The sequence below is a fragment of the Mesorhizobium sp. M0140 genome (genome assembly GCF_040322475.1).
Classification (GTDB): domain Bacteria; phylum Pseudomonadota; class Alphaproteobacteria; order Rhizobiales; family Rhizobiaceae; genus Mesorhizobium.
Genome location: NZ_JAMYTM010000004.1, coordinates 66,368 through 82,305 on the forward strand (window position 1 = coordinate 66,368; position 15,938 = coordinate 82,305).

Genomic DNA, 15,938 nt, shown 5'->3' on the forward strand with positions numbered 1-15,938 from the left:
ACATATCGAGAAGTTTGCCCGCGTCCTAACAGAGGCGAGCAAAATGCTCAACGCCGCTGGCGCGCAAACCAGACGCCCGCGGCAAACAGAGCGATGAAACCAACTGGAAAATAGAGCCGGATGCCCAGCACCACGAACTGATAAAGCGCAATCAACGTCGTGAAGACGAACTGGAGGACCCAGGTGCGGGTGAAAGCAGGCGCATGCCACTCGGCATAGTAGGAGCGGTACTGCAGGGCAAACAGCCCGGCGGTCAGGCCGATCGTCGCCGCGGCTAGGCACACGAAGGCCGCGGCAAAGGCGACTTCCCAGCGTCTTCCCTGCGAAACCAGCCGCGCCGCGAACAGGCCGATAGGAAAGGCCAGCGCAGCTCCCACCGCGAACAGTACGGTGACAATGCGGATTTTCGCCGGCGTCTCCCAGTCGTCCAACAACAGGGTGACGAGCGCACTGGCGCCCATCGTCGTGGCCCATAGCAAGGCGCCATAAAACGCAGTGCGCGGCGTCGGTATAGCGCGGCGAAGGCGGTTCAGCGAACGATCGCGCGGGGCGGGTGGGACAAGCGGTGTCACAGGCGGCCGGTCACCGCGATCCAGCGAAAGTCCGGGCCTTCAAAGCCGTACTGGCGCACCGCGATCAGCACGGCATAGGCGCTGAGACTGTCCATCGAAAAGGTCTGCACGGCGCCGATGCGGTAGCCGTTCGGGCAACCCCGGCTTTTCGGTATCGCCTTATCCTCGTGCAGCAGCTTGGTGGTGCCACCATCCTGCGCCTCGATGCGCAGCAGCCGGAGCCATTGATCTCGCCCTGGCTCTCGCAGCCCTTGGTGTTGTTCATGCCGATCTCGTCGAGCCGGAACTCGAGCGGTGGGTCGACCGGCGAAAAGATCGGGCGCGGATTGACCGCCATCCGGTGCGGATCCGCCGAAAGCTCGGTCACCGGGTTGAAACCCGCGGTGATGCCGCGATTGGCGCTCAGCTCGGCCTGACTGACAATGGCTTCGCCTTTTTGCCGGGCCTGAAGGCGCGCCGCATCCAGTTTGGCATTCTCGTCCTCAAGCCGGACCCGGATCGGCGTGCCCTTGAGAAAGCTGTCGGTGCTGGTGTCGATGTAGTAGCGGTTGGCATAGGGAAAACCCGATCCATCCTGCACGCCATATTCCTCGAAAGCAAAGACGCTGCCGTCCTTGGTGAAGCCGAGGATTTCAAGTTCGGCGACATCGCCGGCATGAGCCGCGATCGAGGTGGCAAACTGTGCAAGCAGGCCAACGGCAAACAGAAAGAGCATTCGCATCGGTCTTCACCCCCGTGATCGTCTCAATCCCCTAGCACGCCGAAATCAAAACGTCGTGCGGTGCGAAAGCCGATGCATCCAATCGGCCCGTCATTTGTTATGGTCGGCAGTCCCAATGGAGAACCACCATGACCGACACCAGCAAAATTCGCGAGCATATGGAAGTTGTCGGCGCCGACGGCGTGCATGTCGGCACTGTCGACAAGGTCGATGGCCAGCGCATCAAGCTGACCAAGGCCGATAGCGGCGAGGGCGCTCACAAGGGCCATCATCACTATATTCCCCTGAGCCTGATTGCCGAAGTCGACGGGAAGAAGGTCTGGCTGTCGGCGAATTCCGATGTTGCGGTGACGTTCGAGGAAGAAAAGTCCGATCCAGTCTGATCGATCGCTTTACCCCGGGCGCGACGACCAGACCGGAAATAGATCGTTTTCGGAGGGCGTCGCGGCAAACACGCCGCGGCTGATGGCCCGCGCCATGGTGGCGCCAGCCGCGGCGTAAAGGTCGATCGCCGCGTCGGCGGAAAGTTCGATTCCGCTCGTGCCCGTCGCCAGCGCAAACACCAGGTCGCCATCGGCCGGCGTGTGCGTCGGCCAGATGGCGCGCACGAAGCCGTCATGCGCCGATATCGCCAGGCGCTTGGCGGCAGCTTTTGTGAGCACCGCATCGGTGGCAATGACGGCGATGGTGGTGTTGCCGCCGGTCTCCATCGGCCTTCCCATATGCTTGTCGCGGTATTTCAAAAGAATCCTTTTCGCGTCGTCCGGCATCGGCGAGGGATAGCCAAGCCCACCGAATTCGTCGCCGATTTCGAATGGTGCTGCCCAGAAATGGCGGGTTCGGCTGACGGTTACCGAGCCCGTCGGATTGACGGCGGCCAGCGCGCCGATGGTGACGCCACTTTCCAGCAGCGTCGAGGCGGAGCCGAGGCCGCCCTTTAGCCCCGAGGTCAGCGCACCGGTGCCGGCACCGATCGTGCCGAGTTGGAAATCGGCGGTGGCGGTTTGCGCCGCCTCATAGCCAAGCTCACGGTAGGGCGGATAACGGCCCCAATCCTTGTCGCCGCCATTGCGCAGGTCGAACAGGATCGCCGATGGCACGATCGGCACGCGAAAGCCACCGACCTCGAGGCCGATGCCGCGTTCGCGCAACGCCGCCTGCACGCCGGATGCCGCGTCGAGGCCGAAAGCCGAACCGCCTGAAAGCACGACGGCGTGCACCACATCGACCGAATTGTGCGGTTCGAGCAGGTCTGTCTCGCGCGTGCCCGGCGCGCCGCCCAGGATCTGAACGCCAGCCACCGTCGGCGCATCGCAAAGCACGGTCGTCACCCCGGATTTCAGCCTGGCGTCGGACGCATTGCCGACGCGCAGGCCGGCAACGTCGGTGATCAGGTTGCGTGGGCCGGTGCGAAACATCAGTTGCTTTCCAAGGGCGCAAAGCGCGTGCCGTCGAAACGGAAGACGCGGTAGGGGCTCTGGCTGAGGTCGCCTTTTGCATCAAAGCGGATCGGCCCGATCGCCGTGGTGAAATCCTGCCCGGTCAGGGCTTCAGCCAATGGCTTGCCCGAGCTTTCGGACAAGCTTGATGCCGCCTTGGCGATTTCGACCGCGGCGTAGGCAGGCAGCGCATAGCCGTCGGGCACGATCTTCCTAGCGTCAAATGCCGCCAGCACTTTTGGATCGGCGACATCGGCCCATTCAGGCGGTGCGATCATCAGCGTGCCCACGGCATAGGGCACGTCGCCCGGCGGTGTGCGGAGATTTTCGCCGCCGGCAAAGACGATGCCAGCCTGAAGCTGTGCGGCATCGCGGCCCATGATGGCGATGTCGTCGCCGTCGCCGCCAGCAAAGACATGCGTCGCGCCGGCCTTCTTCAGCCGGCCGATCATGCCGATCTGGTTGTCGAGCTGTGGCCGGAACGTGTCTGTGAATACCGGCCTCAGCGCTGCCTGTTCGGCCGCTGCCCGCAACGTCTCGGCGATCTCACGGCCGTAGATGGTGCCGTCGTCGATAATGGCGAACAGCTCGTTCTGCCACAGATGGGTGAGGGCAGAAGCGACGGTGTTGCGCTCATCGTCGCCGCGTGGTCCGAGGCGATAGACCGGCCAGCCAGTCTTGGCGCGGCGGTCGGTCAGGCTTTCGGTCCGCACGCCAACGGTGATGACCGGAATGCCGGCACCCTTCAGGATCGGCATCGCCGCCTCGATGGCCTCGGTGCAGAGAAAGCCGACCACGATATTGACCTTGGCGGCCGCAAACTTCCTGGCCGCGGCAGCGCCGCCATCGGCGGTGCAGGAATCATCCACCGTCTTCAGTTCGATGCCGTTCGCTTCGGCCGCCAGGCCGGTCCCGGCCTCGATCTGCTTGCCGAGAATGGCAGATGGTCCCGATAGCGGTGCCGCGACGCCGACGAGCAGCGTCTGGGCATCCGCGGCACTGGCCAGAAACAGCCAGAACAGCGCCGCTATTGTTCTTGTCCTGGGTCGCATTCGAGCGATGGGTCCCTCCGTGCCGGCTCTATGCTCCCGGCACTATTGCCGCCAAGACCTAAAGGCTGCCCGGCCTTGGTGCAACACGCGAATTTCGGGATATGGCTCAGGCACTTCGCTTGTGGCGGGCTATGTCTGGCCATATATGTCGGTAGGATCCTGACCATGGAAAAATTCCGGTGCTGAAGAAGAACGACATTGGGCCGCAGGCCTATCGCGACGCGATGAGCCACTTTGCCGGCCACGTCCATGTGGTCACCACCGACGGGCCGGCCGGCAAGCGCGGCACGACGGTGATCGCCGCCTGTTCGGTGTCGGACACGCCGCCCACCATCCTGGTCTGTCTCAACCGCGAAAATGCCAAGAATGAGCTGTTCGTGAAAAACGGCAGGTTTGCCCTGAACACGCTGGCCTCGCACCAGGAGCCGCTGTCGGTCGGCTTTTCCGGCATCACCGGCCTGCCGGTCGAGGAACGTTTCGCGCTTGGCGAATGGGATGTGATCTCTACCGGCGCACCGACGCTGAAAGGCGCGCTCGCCGTGTTCGACTGCGAATTGATCGACACCAAGGATCTGGCCACCCATCGTGTGCTTTTTGGCAAGGTGACAGGTCTGCGTATGGGCGATAATTTGCGGCCGCTGATCTATCACGCCCGCGGCTACCACGTACTGGAAAGCGGAGCGGCGGCGTTCACGGAGAAAGAATGACCGAGCTGAAACCGCGCGCCGCGCCACGGACGATCGACGAGACTCTCGATCTCCTGACCGGTGCGGACTATGTGGCGGACCGGTCGCTGGCGACCGTGCTGTTCCTGTCGTTGCGTATGAAGCGGCCGCTTTTCCTCGAGGGCGAGGCCGGCGTCGGCAAGACCGAGATCGCCAAGGTGTTGGCACAGGCGCTCGGCCGCCGGCTGATCCGCCTGCAGTGCTATGAAGGCCTCGACGTCTCGTCCGCCGTCTATGAGTGGAACTACGCCGCGCAGATGATCGAGATCCGCATGGAGGAGGCGGCCGGCGAGGTCGAGCGCTCCGCCATGGAGCGCAACGTCTTTTCCGAAAAATACCTGATCCGCCGCCCGGTGCTCGATGCGCTGACCGGAAAGACGGGCGCTGCCCCGGTTTTCCTGATCGATGAGCTCGACCGCACCGACGAGGCGTTCGAGGCCTTCCTGCTCGAAATCCTGTCCGATTTCCAGGTGACGGTGCCCGAACTCGGCACCATCAAGGCGGAAGAACCACCGATCGTCATCATCACCACCAATCGCACCCGCGAAATCCACGATGCGCTGAAGCGGCGCTGCCTTTATCACTGGGTCGACTATCCCAATGCCGAGCGCGAGCTGGAGATCGTGCGCCGCAAGGTGCCGCAGGCCAACCAGCGCCTTTCGGCCGAAGTGGTCTCCTTCATCCAGAAGCTGCGCCAGATCGAGCTGTTCAAGGTGCCGGGCGTCGCCGAAACCATCGACTGGGCCGGCGCGCTGACCGAGCTCGACAAGGTGGCGCTCGATCCTGAAACCGTCTCCGACACGATCGGCGTGCTGTTGAAATACCAGGACGACATTGCCCGCATCGAACAGGGCGAAGGCCGGCGCATCCTCAACGAGGTGAAGGCCGAGCTTTCGGCGGCGGAGTAGGCGATGCTGCGCCCCGAGCCAAAAGAGGCCATGCCGCACGGGCGAATCGCCGACAACATCGTCTATTTTGCCCGCACCTTGCGCAAGGCGGGCATGCGGGTCGGGCCGGCCTCGGTCAAGGACGCCATCGAGGCGGTGCTCGCCGCGGGCATTGGTTCGCGCGACGATTTCTACTGGACGCTGCACGCCGTGCTGGTGTCGCGGCATGAGGATCACGCCATTTTCGACGAAGCCTTCCGGCTGTTCTGGAAGTCGCGCGAACTGATCGAAAAGATGCTGGCTATGTTTTCGCCGGTGACACCCGACACCAGGGAAAAGCAGAAGCCACGCGCCGCTGAAAACCGGGTCAGCCAGGCGATGTTCGAGGGCCACCAGAAGAACCAGCCGCCACAGGAAATTCCCGAGATCGAGGTCGACGCCCGCTTCACCTTTTCCGGCAACGAGGTGCTGCGGGCCAAGGATTTTGCCCAGATGAACGCCGCCGAGATGGCCGACGCCAAGAAGGCGATCGCGCAGTTGCGGTTGCCTTTCGACATGGTGCGGACCCGGCGCTTCAAGGCCGATGCGCATGGCCGCCGCATCGATCCGCGCGCCATGATGCGTTCGGCTGCGCGCACCGGCGGCGAGCTGATTCTGCCGAAGTTCCGTTCGCCGCGCGAGGTTCACCCGCCGCTGGTGGTGCTGGCCGATATTTCCGGCTCGATGAGCCAGTACACGCGCATCTTCCTGCATTTCCTGCATGCGCTGACTGAAAAAAGGCGTCGCGTGCACACCTTCGTCTTCGGCACCCGGCTCACCAACCTGACCCGGCAGATGCGCCATCGCGACCCGGATGCAGCCCTTGCCGACTGTTCGGCGGCGGTCAGGGACTGGTCGGGCGGCACCCGCATCGGTGACACGCTGGCCGAGTTCAACCTGATATGGTCGCGGCGTGTGCTGGGGCAGGGCGCGGTCGTGCTTCTGATCACCGACGGGCTGGAGCGCGACGATGTCGCCGGCCTGTCAGAAGAAATGGAACGCCTGCACAAATCCTGCCGGCGTCTGATCTGGCTGAACCCGTTGCTGCGCTTCGACGGCTTCCAGGCGCGCGCCCGCGGCGTCAAGACGATGCTGCCGCATGTCGACGAGTTCCGCTCGGTGCACAATCTCGACGCGCTCGCCGATCTCTGCGCGTCGCTGGACAAGAAGTCGGCACAATCCGTCGATCCGCGCCGATGGCTGGAAGCTGGCGCGAGGCACGCCGCATAACCATATCTTTCCCATCCGGAAAACAGATCCCGAGAAAAACAGACTTCTGGAGAAACGGTCATGGAAAACAGCATTTATCTGGATGAGGCCCGCGACCCGCTGATCATTGCGGAGGGCTGGATGAAGGACGGCAAGGACGTGGCCATCGCGACTGTGGTCGAGACCTGGGGTTCGGCGCCCCGACCCATAGGCAGCCATCTGGTCATTGATGCCGACGGCAATTTCCACGGCTCCGTTTCCGGCGGCTGCGTCGAAGGCGCTGTGGTCAGCGAGGCCATCGACGTCATCGACAGCGGCAAGGCCAGGATGCTGGAGTTCGGTGTTGCCGATGAAACCGCATGGCAGGTCGGCTTGTCCTGTGGCGGTCGCATCAAGGTGTACGTGGAAAGACTGGGCTAGAGCATGATCCCAAAAAGTGGGACCCGGTTTTTGGACAAGATCATGTTCGGACAAGAGATTTCCTGATGGATCCCTACGCCTTAAAAACTTTGAACGCCGAACGACGCGCTCGCCGTGCGGCGATCCTTGTCACCGATCTCGGTGACGGCCGCGACCGGATCGTGCGCGAGGGCGATCAGGTCGCCGGCGATCTTGGCGCCGCGATCGCCAAGGCGTTTCGCACAGGCAACTCCGGTTCGGCCGAAGCCGAGGGGCGGACTTTCTTTCTCAACGCGCATCTGCCGCAACCGCGTCTGGTCGTGATTGGCGCTGTCCATATCAGCCAGGCGCTGGCGCCGATGGCCAGGATCGCCGGCTATCCCGTCGAGATCATCGACCCCCGCACTGCTTTCGCCACGCCGGACCGCTTTCCCGACGTGGCGCTTCATGCCGAATGGCCGGAGGATGTGCTGAAGCGCCAGCCGCTCGACAGCTACACCGCACTTGCCGCCGTCACCCATGACCCGAAGGTCGATGATTTCGCCCTGAAGGCCGCGCTCGACGCCAACTGTTTCTATGTCGGGGCGCTCGGTAGCAGGAAGACGCATGCCAAGCGGGTCGAACGCCTGCTGGCGCTGGGCGCGAGCGCCGATCAGATCGCCCGTATCCATGCGCCGATCGGGCTCGACATAGGTGCTGCCAGCCCGGGAGAGATCGCCGTTGCGGTGTTGGCCCAGGCGATCCACGCCTTCCGCTCGCGCGGTTTCGATGCCTCCGCATCGGCTCCGAAATCGAAATCGATTTTGGAAAAGCACGATGCGTAGATTCAAAGTAGTAGAGCGTCCTTTGCGCGTCCAAAAGGACGCGCAGCGCTCTACGGGCGCCGTCGCGTGAAATTCGGCCCGATCCCTATTGAGACGGCGGAAGGCGCGGTGCTGGCGCATTCCACCACCGCTGGTGAACGCCGCTTCCGCAAGGCGCACAGGCTGAGCGCCGAAGATGTGGCGCTGCTGCGGGCTGCCGGCATTTCCGAGGTCGTTGCAGCCGTGCTGGCCGCCGACGACCTCGGCGAGGATGCCGCCGCGCAGACGATCGCCGAGAGTATGGCCTTTCGCGGCATCGAGGCCAGGCCTGCCGCGACCGGGCGGGTCAACCTCCATGCCAAGGCGCCGGGCATCTTCACGGTCGATGCCGCTGCCATCGACGCCATCAATGCCATCGATCCCGCCATCACCATCGCCACGCTGGCGCAGCATGCGCCGGTCGAGAAAGGCCAGATGGTCGCGACGGTGAAGATCATTCCCTTCGCGGTCAGTTCAGCGCTGGTCGACGCCGCGACAAAAATTTGCGCCGGTGGTGAGATCTTTGCCGTCAACGCCTACCAGCCGGTGCGTGTCGGCGTCATCCAGACGGTTCTGCCGGGCATCAAGCCGAGTGTGCTGGACAAGACGTTGCGCGTCACCGAAGCGCGGCTGGCGCGCACCGGCGGCAGGCTGACGGCGGAGCGCCGCACGCCGCATGAGATCGCGTCGGTGGCGGAAGCCGCGGCCTCGCTGGCGCGCGACAACGACATGGTGGTGATCTTCGGCGCCTCGGCGATGAGCGATTTCGCCGATGTCGTTCCCGCCGCGATCGAGAAGGCGGGTGGTACTGTCATCCGCGCCGGCATGCCGGTCGATCCCGGCAATCTGCTGGTGTTGGGTATGCTCGACGGCAAGCGCGTCATCGGCGCTCCCGGCTGCGCCCGCAGCCCCAAGGAAAACGGCTTCGACTGGGTGCTCGACAGGCTGATCGCCGGTCTCGACGTGACCGCCAAGGATATTGCCGGCATGGGAGTAGGCGGGCTGCTAATGGAAATCCCAACGCGGCCGCAGCCGCGCGAACCGCTGCCGGCCATGAGCCAGCTCAAGGTCGGGATCGTGCTGCTGGCGGCGGGCCGGTCGAGCCGCATGGGTGGACCGAACAAGCTTTTGGCGCTGTTCGACGGCAAGCCGCTGGTGCGCCGCACCGCCGAGCGGGCGCTCGGCTCGAAGGCGTCTGGAACGATTGTCGTCACCGGCCATCAGCGCGAGCGGGTGCGCACGGCGCTGGCCGGCCTCGACGTGACCTTCGCCGACAATCCGGATTTTACCGAGGGCCTGTCCACCTCGCTGAAAGCCGGCATTGCCTATCTGCCGGGAGACGCCGCCGGTGTGATGATCGTTCTCGGCGACATGCCGGGTATCGCGTCCGACGACCTCGACAGGTTGATCGATACATTCCGCAAGGCCGGCGGCAATGCGGTGGTCCGTGCCTCGCATGACGGCAAGCGCGGCAACCCGGTGCTTTTGCCGCGCTCGCTGTTTCCGGCGATCGCCCATCTGGAAGGCGAAACCGGTGCACGCCATCTGGTCGAGACCGAAGGGCTCGATGTCGTCGATGTCGAGATCGGCGCGGCGGCGTCTGTCGATGTCGACACGCGCGAGGCGCTGGAAGGCGCTGGCGGCGTGCTGCAGGATTGACAAACCCAAGCCTAAAAACGCATGCCAGAGGGATGACTTCATCTTCCATGTTGGCGCTTTTACCCCCCTCTGGCCTGCCGGCCGTCTCCCCCTCAAGGGGGGAGATTGGCAGCTTTGACGGCAGCTCACGTCCCGAAACCTTGGAGATTGGCGAAAGCAGAAGGCGCATCCAATCTCCCCCCTTGAGGGGGAGATGGCCGGCAGGCCAGGGGGGGGCGTGCCGCGCTTTCCTCACGGCAATGCTTTTCTTGTTTTCTTCGGCCGCCAACGCCGACACGTTGTCCTTGAAACCCTTCAAGGACGATCTCTTCGCCTATCCGGCCACGCTGTCGTCCGACACCAACGGCGCCTACACCGTCATCGACTACCGCGAGATGCGCGATATCAACCAGCGTGACCAGGTGCCTGAGCGCCGGGTGAACGCCCAATACACCGACACCGGCGTCCGCAAGATGCAGCAGGATCTGTTGCTGAAAACCGATGCTGGCGATGTCAGGCATGTCGCCGTCGGAAGGACCGAGGGCGCCGGCATCATCGTGCTTTATCTGCACGGGCAGGGCGGCAGCCGCAAGCAAGGCGTCGACGACTTCACCTTCGGCGGCAATTTCAACCGGCTCAAGAACCTGATGGCCGGCAATGGCGGCCTCTACCTCAGCCCGGATTTTACCGATTTCGGCGACAAGGGAGCGACGCAGGTGACGGCGCTGATCGGTCATTATGCCGAACGGTCGCCAAGTGCGAAGATCTTCGTCGCCTGCGGCTCGATGGGCGGCGCGCTGTGCTGGAGGCTTGCCGCGCGCAAGGACATGGGCGGCCGCATCAGCGGCCTGCTGCTGCTCGGCTCGCTGTGGGATGAGAGCTTCTTCGCCAGCCCTGCTTTCAAGCGCCGGGTGCCGGTCTTTTTCGGCCAGGGCAGTCACGACGTGGTCTTCCCCGTGGCAAATCAGGAAGCATTCTTTCGCTCGATCCTGGCCAAATCGAAGACTTACCCGACCCATTTCGTTCGTTTCGAGACAGGCACCCATGGCACGCCGATCCGCATGACCGACTGGCGCGGCACGCTCAACTGGATGCTATCGAAGGCGCCCTGACAGGCGCTGCCTGCAAGCCCATGTGACGCTCAAGGCGCAGTGTTGTAGTCGACGACAGTCTCGGGGTTTTGCTCGCCGTCATAGGATGCATCGACGTCGTACTGGACCAGCGAGAAATTGCCGTTGCGAAACAGATACGTGCCGGCGTCGGAAGCATCGCCGACCCCGCGCCACTTGTTGAACGTGGTGATCGTCTGGGTGGCCTCGTCATAGTCGGAATTGACCGCCCAGCCGGACGTCTGGAAACCGATGATGGTCATGCCCAGCAATTTGCCGTTGCTGTCATTGTTCTCGTAGCGGATGTCCATCTTGGGTTCGGCGAATTGCAATTGCTGCACGCCCGATACCTCGTCGGTCATGTAGTAGACCGAGCTTTCATTGTAGGCGGCGGCCGAACAGGAAAAATGGAACAGTCGCGTCTCCTTGTCGGGGTCGCCAGGCTGCGCATCCTTGTCCTTGTATTTGATCGAAAAAACGGTCGGCTCATCGGCCAGGAACTGCTTGTCGCACTGGTCGCCATAGGTCGCCAGAAAGGCCTTCTTGGCCTGTTCCAGTGCGGTGTCCTTCTTCGGCGGTGGCGGTCCGTCGCCGCAGCCTGGCGGCAGCGCCTCTTCGAAATCGGCGGTGGAGGGTTTCAGCGCGCCTTTTTCGATATGGATTGGATCGAAGGGCGGCGCCGCCTGGATTTGGGCATTCACCTGGCGCAGCGTGTAGCAGCCGGCAAAGACCTTTTCGCCGCCGCTCTTGTCGGTGGCGCGGATGGCGACGGGGACGTTGTAGAAAATGCTGCCCGCCGCACCTTCGTCGGAAACCGACCCGATCTGGACTTCGACCTTGTCGGTGCCGTCATAGCCTTTGACGAAACTGTCGAAATCCTTTGCCGGCTTTGTATCGCCGAAATACCCCCATGCGCGGGCGAATTCGTGCCGGCTGATGGCGCTGTACAGCGAACGGACAACCGCATCGGCGCTCGACCGATCGTCGATATAGGGCGCTTCGGGGGCATCGTCGGCGGCCAATACCGTCTGGCCGATCGGTGCCAGGGAGAGAAAGGCAGTCGCTGCGAAAAGGGCGCGTCTCATCGGGAACCTCCGCTCGATAGAGGATTCTACGACGGCGATTGCGGCAACGTGGTGACGCAGCGTCGGCGGTCTTGAAAAATCCTGCGCGAAGGCGCTACGTGGCGTCCGCCGGCGTTCGGCCGGACAGGATATTTGACGTGACGATATCGATGTATGAGGCATCCGTGCCGGTGTTTGCAGCCAGGCTGAAAGCGCTTTCCAATGTGCTGGCGACCGCCGAACAGAATGCGCTTGACCGCAAGATCGATCCGCAGGTGTTTTTGACCTCTCGGCTGGCGCCCGACATGTACGCTCTGACGCGGCAGGTGCAGATCGCCACCGATCATGCCAAGGGCGCGCCGTCGCGGCTCGCCGGCCGCGAAGTGCCGAAATACGAAGACAATGAGGCGAGTTTCGCCGATGTCCAGGCTCGCATCACGAAAACCCTGGACCTTCTGGCGTCATTTTCGGCTGCCGAGTTCGACGGCTCCGACGACAAGATCATCGAATTGAAGCTCGGCGGGCGCGAAAGCTCTATGCCCGGCATGCAGTATCTGCTGCATGTAGCCATGCCCAACTTCTATTTCCATCTCACCACGGCTTACGACATCCTTCGCCACAACGGCGTGCCGTTGGGCAAGGCGACGTTCCTGGGATCGCGCTAAGGAATTGAGTTTTTTGGAGATGTCCTGGATCGATCCGGGACATCTCCGGAAGTACCTAGCGAATGGACATTTCGCGGGCGATGCGGGGGAAGTCGGCCGGCTTGATCCCGATGTCGGCGCGGTCGGCATTGCTCATCGAATGAAGCAGCGCGAGCGCCGAGCGGTATCTCAGATGCTCCTGCGGCCGCGGCCGGGCGAACATTTCAGTGAAGAAACCCATGATTCAAGCCCCAAATTGGTCCTCCACGGCTGCCAATATAGGTGAATCGTGACAATTGTGCACTGCAGCATTTGCATATCTGCCATGTCTTGGCGAATTTTCGCCATTTTCTGCAACCCGATGAAACTTTTGACTGATGCGCATCGTAGCCTCGAATGCTGGCTACATGGCTGGTTTTTCCTCGCCACTCCTGGCGAATTCCGGACTGCATGAAAATGCAGTCCGGCTTTTGTTTCTGGGATTGCGGTCACAAGCGGTAGATGAGGCGACGGCTAAATTCGTTAAGATCGGTGCCATGCATTTTTAACGAGCCGGTTCTATGCTTCTATACCCGAATGGTCGGGCGAGGGGGAGGCTGACATCGCTACTGGCGCCAAGCGGGATTTCGCTTCGTTGCTCGACGACCTCTTCATCGCCCCCGGCAAGAATGGCGAGGGCGAAGAGGCCGGCGCTCGTCCATCCATCCCGTTCGACTATCTTTCGGTGGCCGATGAACTCCATTCCGGCCGCATCAAGGTTTCCGCTGCCGAATATCGCGAGGCGGGCGCGGATCTGGCGACCGAATTCGCCGCCTTGCTCGATCATGCCAGGCTGGCTCTCGCCGGCGAAGAGCCAAAGCCCGAGGAGAAACTGCCGCCGATTGATCCCGAAGCCATCGCCGTGGAACTCGGCCTCAATCAGCCCAAGCAGGTCGCCGATTTCGGCCGCATGCGCCGCAGCTTTGCCTTTGCCAACCACCCCGACCGTGTCGCCCCGCATCTGCGCCATCGCGCCATGATCCGCATGCAAGTGGCCAACATGCTGATCGACGAGGCCAAGCGCCGTGCATTGGCAGGTGCTCGCCGCTAACCCGGCTGGTTCACGCAAAAGTCGCTCTGGCGAGGCTTGGAGAGCGGCTCTGCTTTGCCTATAGATGCGGCTTCCTCCGCGCAGTCGCGCCAGCCTTCCTCCGGAGCCGAATTCCATGCACAAGCGTCGTCTCGGTCGGACCGATCTTCTTGTTACCCAGATCTGCCTGGGCTCCATGACCTGGGGCCAGCAGAACACCGAGGCCGAAGGCCACGCCCAGATGGACCTGGCGTTCTCGCGCGGCGTCAATTTCATCGATACCGCCGAGCTCTACCCGATCCCGCCCAAGGCGGAGACGCAAGGGTGGACCGAAAAGATCATCGGCAGCTGGATGAAAGCCAAGGGCAACCGCGACAAGGTAATCCTTGCCTCGAAGGTCGTCGGCCGCACGGCCAACAGCTGGTTTCGCGGCGACAGGCCGTCGCAACTGGTGCGCGCCGATATCTTTGACGCCATCGACAAGTCGCTGGCCAAGCTCGGCACCGACTATATCGACCTCTATCAGATCCACTGGCCGGAGCGGGATATCCCCTGGGGCGCCAACCCGACGCGCGTCGGCGCCGTGTCGCCGCGCGCCGATTCCGTCGGCGCACCGGCCGACGAAACGCCGGTCGCCGAGACGCTTGCCGTGTTCGACGAACTGGTGAAGGCAGGAAAGATACGCCATTTCGGCCTGTCGAACGAGAGTTCCTGGGGCGTGATGCGGTTCCTTGCCGAAGCCGACAAGGACATCGGCCCGCGCGTCGCGTCGATCCAGAACGCCTACAATCTCGTCAACCGCACCTTCGAGGTGAACCTCGCCGAGGTCTGCGAGCGCGAGCAAGTGTCGCTGCTGCCCTATTCGCCGCTGGCACAGGGATACCTGACTGGCAAATACGACCATGGCGCGCGGCCTCAGGGCTCGCGCACGCAGCTATTCAACCGCGGCCAGCGCTACGAGACGCCAGGTGCTGCCGAAGCACAACTTGAATACAATGAGCTGGCGCGCTCCTTTGACCTGGAGCCGGCACTGTTTGCCAATGCCTATGTCTCAAGCCGGCCGTTCGTAACCTCCAACATCGTCGGCGCAACGACGCTTTCGCAGCTCGACATGGCGCTGTCTTCCGTCGATGTCGTCTGGACCGAAGAAATGCAGAAGGCGGTGGATGCGATCCATCAGCGGGTCGGTAATCCCTGTCCTTGAACGGGGATTGGCCGCTGGCCGAATCCAATGATTACAATGGGAGAAGGGCAACAATGAATTTTCCGATCGAGCTGGTCCGCGAAAGATTTCCCGCTCTCTCCCTGACCGACAAGGGCCGTCGCCGCATCTATCTCGACAATCCGGCCGGCACGCAGGTGCCGCAAGTCGTCGCAGACGCCGTGTCGCGCTGTCTTTTGACCACCAACGCCAACCTTGGCGGCTATTTCGAAACGACGATTGCCGCGCAGGCCGTCGTCGATGAGGCGCATCGGGCAATGGCCGATTTCCTTGGTGCGGCGAGCCCGGAAGAAATCATCATCGGCGCCAACATGACGACGCTGACCTATCACATGTCGCGCACGCTCGGCCGCACGATGAAGCCCGGCGACGAGATCATCCTCACCCGCATGGACCATGAGGGCAATGTGTCGCCCTGGCTGCAGCTGGCCGAGGATCTCGGCCTCGTCGTGCGCTGGCTGCCGTTCGACGAAAAGAGCTGGCAGGTCGAAGAGGCGACGCTCGCCGGGTTGCTATCCGACAGGACCCGGCTGGTCGCGTTGAACTATGCCAGCAACCTGACTGGTTCCATCAACCGGGTGAAGGCGCTGAGCGCCATCGCCAGGAACGCCGGCGCGCTGGTCTATGTCGATGCCGTGCAGTTCGCCCCGCACGGCCTGATCGACGTTCAGGAGCTCGGCTGCGATTTCTTGATCTGTTCGGCCTACAAATTCTTCGGCCCGCATATGGGCATTTTGTGGGGCCAGCATGATGTCATCGATGATCTGAAACCCTACAAGTGCCGCTGTTCATCCAACGGCCTGCCGGAGCGGTTCGAGCTGGGCACGCCGCAGATCGAACTGATGGCCGGCCTCACGGCCGCGGTCGATTACTTCGCCGACCTTGGCGCGGCAGCGGGCGAGGGTGGATCGCGAAGGCAGAAGATCGCCAAGGCGTTCGCGGTGTCGATCGCCTATGAAAACCCGCTGGCGCAACAGCTGATCGACGGTCTGTCCGATATCGAGGGTCTGACCATCCACGGCATCACCGATCCGAAGCGGATTGGCGAGCGCGTGCCGACGGTGTCCTTCACCGTCGACGGCATCGTGCCGGAGACGATCGTACGGCAGATGAACGCCGAGAACATCTTCCTGTGGTCGGGGCACAACTATGCCTGGGAGATCGTCCATCAACTCGGCATCCCGGCCGAGTATGGCGCCGTGCGCATCGGCATCGCTCACTACAACACATCTGCCGAAATCGACGAGACGCTGGAGAGCGTGCACCGGGTCATCGCCATGCTCAGGCAGCAGCGCTCCTGACACTGG

17 protein-coding genes and 1 pseudogene are annotated in these 15,938 nt (G+C 62.9%); 12 read left to right on the forward strand and 6 right to left on the reverse strand.

Annotated features, from left to right (window positions below; genetic code table 11):
- Positions 1-47 precede the first annotated feature (47 nt).
- Positions 48-461 carry a hypothetical protein gene (locus NKJ37_RS05670; RefSeq protein ID WP_128303287.1) on the reverse strand — a complete coding sequence of 138 codons (414 nt, stop codon included), beginning with the start codon at positions 459-461 and terminating at the stop codon, positions 48-50.
- 107 nt (positions 462-568) lie between these two features.
- Positions 569-1,293, reverse strand: a pseudogene (locus tag NKJ37_RS05675) (DUF2259 domain-containing protein).
- A gap of 128 nt (positions 1,294-1,421) precedes the next feature.
- Between NKJ37_RS05675 and NKJ37_RS05680 the strand changes: the two are divergent.
- On the forward strand, positions 1,422-1,676 hold the full coding sequence (locus NKJ37_RS05680; protein ID WP_013532118.1) for a DUF2171 domain-containing protein: 255 nt from the start codon (positions 1,422-1,424) through the stop codon (positions 1,674-1,676).
- A 9-nt stretch (positions 1,677-1,685) separates the two neighbouring features.
- Here the strand turns inward: NKJ37_RS05680 and NKJ37_RS05685 are convergent, their stop codons facing one another.
- Positions 1,686-2,711: a P1 family peptidase gene (locus NKJ37_RS05685; RefSeq protein WP_128303289.1), complete on the reverse strand. Its 1,026-nt coding sequence runs from the start codon at positions 2,709-2,711 to the stop codon at positions 1,686-1,688.
- Positions 2,711-3,784, reverse strand: a complete 1,074-nt coding sequence (locus tag NKJ37_RS05690; protein WP_352773142.1) for a branched-chain amino acid ABC transporter substrate-binding protein — start codon at positions 3,782-3,784, stop codon at positions 2,711-2,713. The genes NKJ37_RS05685 and NKJ37_RS05690 overlap by 1 nt, the downstream gene beginning before the upstream one ends.
- Before the next feature lie 179 nt (positions 3,785-3,963).
- Here NKJ37_RS05690 and NKJ37_RS05695 point away from each other — a divergent pair, with 179 nt between their 5' ends.
- From NKJ37_RS05695 to NKJ37_RS05725, 7 genes are all read left to right on the forward strand, one after another.
- Positions 3,964-4,491, forward strand: a complete 528-nt coding sequence (locus NKJ37_RS05695; protein ID WP_027036962.1) for a flavin reductase — start codon at positions 3,964-3,966, stop codon at positions 4,489-4,491.
- On the forward strand, positions 4,488-5,417 hold the full coding sequence (locus NKJ37_RS05700) for an AAA family ATPase (protein ID WP_352440161.1): 930 nt from the start codon (positions 4,488-4,490) through the stop codon (positions 5,415-5,417). Before NKJ37_RS05695 ends, NKJ37_RS05700 begins: the two co-directional genes overlap by 4 nt.
- A 3-nt stretch (positions 5,418-5,420) precedes the next feature.
- Complete coding sequence (locus NKJ37_RS05705) at positions 5,421-6,665, forward strand: vWA domain-containing protein (RefSeq protein WP_352773145.1); 1,245 nt, start codon at positions 5,421-5,423, stop codon at positions 6,663-6,665.
- Between the two features lie 60 nt (positions 6,666-6,725).
- Positions 6,726-7,064 (forward strand): XdhC family protein, encoded by a 339-nt coding sequence (locus NKJ37_RS05710; protein WP_128303293.1) that lies wholly within the window; start codon positions 6,726-6,728, stop codon positions 7,062-7,064.
- A gap of 65 nt (positions 7,065-7,129) precedes the next feature.
- Positions 7,130-7,867, forward strand: a complete 738-nt coding sequence (locus tag NKJ37_RS05715) for an XdhC family protein (RefSeq protein ID WP_352773147.1) — start codon at positions 7,130-7,132, stop codon at positions 7,865-7,867.
- 66 nt (positions 7,868-7,933) lie between these two features.
- The gene (locus NKJ37_RS05720; protein WP_352773150.1) at positions 7,934-9,544 is read left to right on the forward strand and encodes an NTP transferase domain-containing protein; all 1,611 of its coding nucleotides are present in this window, start codon (positions 7,934-7,936) and stop codon (positions 9,542-9,544) included.
- Between the two features lie 239 nt (positions 9,545-9,783).
- Positions 9,784-10,635 (forward strand): alpha/beta hydrolase family protein, encoded by an 852-nt coding sequence (locus NKJ37_RS05725; protein WP_352773153.1) that lies wholly within the window; start codon positions 9,784-9,786, stop codon positions 10,633-10,635.
- 29 nt (positions 10,636-10,664) lie between these two features.
- On the opposite strand, the gene NKJ37_RS05730 is transcribed toward NKJ37_RS05725, so the two are convergent.
- Entirely contained in the window at positions 10,665-11,717 is a 1,053-nt protein-coding gene (locus NKJ37_RS05730) for a DUF1176 domain-containing protein (RefSeq protein WP_352630248.1), read from the reverse strand.
- 137 nt (positions 11,718-11,854) lie between these two features.
- Between NKJ37_RS05730 and NKJ37_RS05735 the strand changes: the two genes are divergently transcribed.
- The gene (locus NKJ37_RS05735) at positions 11,855-12,361 is read left to right on the forward strand and encodes a DUF1993 domain-containing protein (RefSeq protein ID WP_352630246.1); all 507 of its coding nucleotides are present in this window, start codon (positions 11,855-11,857) and stop codon (positions 12,359-12,361) included.
- Between the two features lie 55 nt (positions 12,362-12,416).
- On the opposite strand, the gene NKJ37_RS05740 is transcribed toward NKJ37_RS05735, so the two are convergent.
- The gene (locus tag NKJ37_RS05740) at positions 12,417-12,581 is read right to left on the reverse strand and encodes a hypothetical protein (protein WP_023810361.1); all 165 of its coding nucleotides are present in this window, start codon (positions 12,579-12,581) and stop codon (positions 12,417-12,419) included.
- A 393-nt stretch (positions 12,582-12,974) separates the two neighbouring features.
- On the opposite strand from NKJ37_RS05740, the gene NKJ37_RS05745 reads away from it, so the two are divergent.
- From NKJ37_RS05745 to NKJ37_RS05755, 3 genes are all read left to right on the forward strand, one after another.
- Positions 12,975-13,430, forward strand: a complete 456-nt coding sequence (locus NKJ37_RS05745) for a hypothetical protein (protein ID WP_352773156.1) — start codon at positions 12,975-12,977, stop codon at positions 13,428-13,430.
- A 115-nt stretch (positions 13,431-13,545) separates the two neighbouring features.
- Positions 13,546-14,613, forward strand: a complete 1,068-nt coding sequence (locus NKJ37_RS05750; RefSeq protein WP_128303300.1) for an aldo/keto reductase — start codon at positions 13,546-13,548, stop codon at positions 14,611-14,613.
- Between the two features lie 53 nt (positions 14,614-14,666).
- Positions 14,667-15,932, forward strand: coding sequence for a cysteine desulfurase-like protein (locus NKJ37_RS05755; RefSeq protein ID WP_128303301.1), 1,266 nt, complete (start codon positions 14,667-14,669; stop codon positions 15,930-15,932).
- The last annotated feature ends 6 nt before the right edge of the window (positions 15,933-15,938 follow it).